This window comes from Mesorhizobium sp. M7A.F.Ca.CA.004.04.2.1 (assembly GCF_004022825.1).
Taxonomy (GTDB): Bacteria; Pseudomonadota; Alphaproteobacteria; order Rhizobiales; family Rhizobiaceae; genus Mesorhizobium.
This window is the reverse complement of the sequence record NZ_RZPH01000521.1, coordinates 1-4156: the sequence shown is the minus strand read 5'-3', so window position 1 is coordinate 4156 and position 4156 is coordinate 1. Positions and strand designations below refer to the sequence as shown.

General features: G+C 61.6%; 4 protein-coding genes. All 4 read right to left on the bottom strand.

The features are described 5' to 3' along the window. Positions 1-91 precede the first annotated feature (91 nt). Positions 92-1267 (bottom strand): GGDEF domain-containing protein, encoded by a 1176-nt coding sequence (locus tag EN893_RS21615; protein ID WP_127267795.1) that lies wholly within the window; start codon positions 1265-1267, stop codon positions 92-94. A gap of 160 nt (positions 1268-1427) precedes the next feature. Next, positions 1428-1898, bottom strand: coding sequence for a hypothetical protein (locus EN893_RS21610; protein WP_127267794.1), 471 nt, complete (start codon positions 1896-1898; stop codon positions 1428-1430). 185 nt (positions 1899-2083) lie between these two features. Continuing rightward, positions 2084-2905, bottom strand: a complete 822-nt coding sequence (locus tag EN893_RS21605; protein ID WP_127270732.1) for a hypothetical protein — start codon at positions 2903-2905, stop codon at positions 2084-2086. A gap of 134 nt (positions 2906-3039) precedes the next feature. Continuing rightward, positions 3040-4002: a type II secretion system F family protein gene (locus EN893_RS21600; protein ID WP_127270729.1), complete on the bottom strand. Its 963-nt coding sequence runs from the start codon at positions 4000-4002 to the stop codon at positions 3040-3042. Between the last annotated feature and the right edge of the window lie 154 nt (positions 4003-4156).

Genomic DNA, 4156 nt, shown 5'->3' with positions numbered 1-4156 from the left:
CCAGGTGTCACGCATCGACAATGTCGCCGGCGACCGCAACCTGGTCTGCTCGTGCCCGCCGCTGTCGGATTATCTGGGTGCCGCGGAGTAATTACGCTGAGCGCAAGGCCGGCTTGATCGGCTCGGCCTTGCCCATCCTCTTGCGGCTGATGACGCAATTTCGTCCGGCGCGTTTGGCGGCATAGAGCGCCGCGTCCGCCTCGGCGAGCACGTTGTCCAGCCTGCTGCCGCTTGCCTCGCCAAAGCCGATGCCGCCGCTGACCGTGCTGCGCAACTTGCCGAGCTGGGTGGGGACGATTTCGGTGCCGAACGCCACGCCTATCTTGCTGGCGAGATCGTAAGCCTTTTCATCCGTCATCCGCGACATGACGATTGCGAACTCCTCGCCGCCAAGGCGAAAAGCGTCGACGCCGGGCCGGGCATATTTCTTGATGACGGCGGCAAAACGGCACAAGACCTGATCCCCTACCGGGTGACCGTAGACATCGTTCGTCCGCTTGAAATGGTCGAGGTCGAACATGACGATGGACATGAACGGACCGAAACTCCGTTCGCCGTAGAGCGACGTCAATGCCCGGCGGTTCAGCAACCCAGTCAGCGGGTCGGTCATGGTCTCGGCCTTGAGTTCAATTTGCGCCTGCAGATGATGGAGGGAGAGCGTCAATGCTCCGAGCCCGGTCATGCAGGCGACCGCCACCACGGAATTCAATCGTTCGGCCCAGTTGTCGGGCGCAACCCCGAGCGTCCATTGCCCCTTGGTCAGCAGAACCACGCCGCAAAGCGCAAACGACATCGCGCAGGTGCCGCTCAGAAACGAAACCACCAGAAGGATGCGGCGATCGTGACTGCCGTTGATCCAGAACATGGCGCCGATCGCCGACAGCAGCGCCGTCACCGTGGTGTAGGTGACTATGAAGCCAATGCCGTCAAAGCCCATAAAGGTCACGACGGCACAAATGGCCATGGCGGCAAGCGCAGGTGCAACGGCACGTCCGTAGCCGGGCACCCCCAGAAATTGCATGGCCGACAAGCAGATGATCAGGAACCCCAGGCTGAGCAGTGCAAGCACGATCTGGCAAAGCAGCGGATCGGGATCCTTGGTGTACCGCCAGAACAGGATCACATGCGCAACGAGCACCAGAATTCCGCACGCAACCGTCAGCACGAAACCTGCCTTGGGCGCGGTGAACCAAATGGCAAACATGGTGACGCTGAGGCATATGCCCGACAGCGCGGCTGCGAGCAGAAGCGAACTGAAGTCCAGCATATCGGGCAAGGGCCTCTTGAGCGTCGGCGGTTGCGCTGCATTCTAGGTCAGCGGCAGCCCTCAGATACGGGTTTTCAGGCAATCCTTCGATGCAACCTGCGGATAGGGTTTACAAAGCGTCGATGGCACGTGTCCCGAAACCGGACCCATGGATGCGAGATCAACCCTTGTTCAAGAGAGCGAGGTTGGCGTTGACGACTGTTGGATCGGCCATGCCGGCCTTCGCTTCGAGCAGCAACGCCTTGGCCTTCTTGCGATTGCCGCGCAGCAGTTGCGAATAGCCCATATTGTTGACGATCTGCGGCTTGCGGCCGGCGACCTTCAAAAGCTGGCCGTAGGCTCGGTCGGCGAAGTCGAAGCGGCCGAGTTCATCATAGGAAGCGGCGAGCCCCATCCAGGCCTCCGCATTGTCGGCTTTCAACTCGACGGCCTTGCGGAAGTGCTTTTCGGCGAGGCCGTAATTGGCGTCGCGAAACTGCGCCTTGCCTTGCGCCAGATCGGAGGTTTCGGTGTCGTTTGCCGCCGGTTGGATGGCGGTGGTCTTGGTGGTGTCGACGCCACTCGTCGTACAGCCAGACATCATCAAGACGGCCGCCATTGCGGCCATTGCCGTGAAATTACTGTGACGCATGCCCCTGCCTCATCGCCCGATTTGCCGGGTCGTTCTTCAGGAAACACAATATATCAGCGGCGATTAAACTTCGGTGCCGAAACGCCGCCAAAATTCGGCTTCGGGCACACCAGCCATTAACCACCAGGCACCAGACGAAGACCTATTCCTAAGAGAATCCCGGCAGCAAGGAAGCGAGCGGCCTTTCACGGCCCCATGACCTTGAGTACTTCAGGAACCGGATAGCGGTTGCCGTCATAGCGCAGCCGGTAGGTCCGTTTCACCGGCTTGCCGGGATGGGACTGGCACTCGCCATCCTTGTCGGGAGACGGGTCATCGGTTTGCGTCCGCTCGAGCGCGACCATGTCGTGATAGCCGTGATGGCTCGTCGGGCTCATTGCCAGGCTGACCTCGGTCGAATGAAAGGATCCCGCGCAATTGGTGTCGCCCTCGCCGCCATTGCCGGCCACGACAAGGCCATCGAGTACCAGGCGCAGGGCATCGTCGGCGAGAACATAAAGCCGCAGGTCGGTTTCGCTGAAGGGATTGGCCTGCGAATGGTTCGCGATTTCGATGCGCAGGCCGAAGGCCATCACCCCGGGCGCCAGCCTGTAGCGGCCGGTATCGAACTCGATCTTGCGGATGGCGATGGCATCATCGGCGATCAGCCCCGGCTGGAGCAGGCGCAGGCGCACACGCTGGCTGTTCCTGTCGACGACCAGAAGCTCGATATCGCCGACATGGCCATCGTCGCTGGATTGGGCGCTGTCGATCAGCGGCACGGCTACCAACAGCAGGTCGTCATGGGCAGGCCAGATCTTGCAGCTCAGCCCAAACGGCGCGTCGCCATCCGTCAGGGCGATGCTGATATGAGGTTCGAGCGTGAACGAGGTGCCGTCGGCGCTCTTTCGAGCTTTGGGATAGGCCTGCTGCACCAGGGCGGCGGCATCGCCGCAATCGTCGGCCACGGCCCAGGCGGGCGACAGGGTGGCTGCGGCAAGGCCGAGGAAGAGGGTGCGCAACAGCATGGACTTCTCACCTGCAAGGCCGAGTACGGTCATAACAATGGTTTGTCAGTCCCCCTGCTAGGACTTTTGTGGGGCGCTCGCTAGAGCCGGACGATTTCAGCTCGAATCGAAGCCTCACACCTTTCGGCATCATGCTATTGCGCCGTCATTTTGACGATGACTGGAATGGCCGCGATCATCAGCACCACCGGTAGGATGCATACCACCACCGGCACCGACATCTTGGCCGGCAGAGCGTGCGCCTTTTCCTCGGCCAACGACATACGCTTATGGCGCATGTCGTCGGAAAAAACGCGCAACGCCCCCGACAGGCTGGTGCCGAGTTCCTTGGACTGCTGCAGCAGCGTGGCGAAGGAACGCACTTCGTCCAGGCTGAGGCGGTCGGCGAGCGCCTTCAGCGCATCGTCGAGGCTGCGCCCTGCCCTCAGCTCCAACGACACCAGCTGCAGGTTCTGGCTGAGCGCGGGATAGGTCTTGGCGAGTTCCTTGGAGACGCGCTCTATGCCGGCCTCCATGCTCATGCCGGCATCCGAGCAGACAATCATCAGGTCCATGAAATCGGGAAAGCCGTTGCGGTACTCGCGCCTGCGTTCCCGCACTTTCTGGCTCAACACCAGGCCGGGCAGGAAATAGCCGGCCGCTCCCGACAGGATGACGAATGTCCAGCGACTGGCCATCGTCGCGTCCGGGCTGGCCATCCACCGGTTGAGCACAAACACACCGATTGCCGTGCCGATCATCGCGCTGAACCGGATCAGGAAGAACGTGCCGACAGCGCGCGGCTCCATGTAGCCCGCCTGGATGAGCTTCATGCGCAGCCGGGCGACATTTTCCGGATCGCTCCTGGCGTAGAATTCCTGCGCCCGCTTCACTGCCTTCTCGCGCACGACGCCGGTATTCTTCTTCTGCACCGGCTCTGGTTTGGCGGCCACGGGGCCGTTGTCGACCCTGAGCCGGCGCATGACCTCGTTGCGGTCGCCCTTCGCCATGACAACAGGCCAGGCAACAGCGGCAGCACCCGCCGCCAGCAGCAGGATGGCCACCGGCATCAATGAGGTCGGCGCAAGCGAGGCGAGGAATTCGATGAAGCCCTGCATGTCAGAACTTGAAATTCGACATTTTGAACATGATCAGATTGCCCAGCATCAGCCAGGTGATCGAGCCGCCGAGCAGGTACCAGGTTTTCGCCGCGCCCCAGACGTCGCGGTAGAAGCCCGGCATCAGCGCCATAATGGCGGTGAACAGCAACGC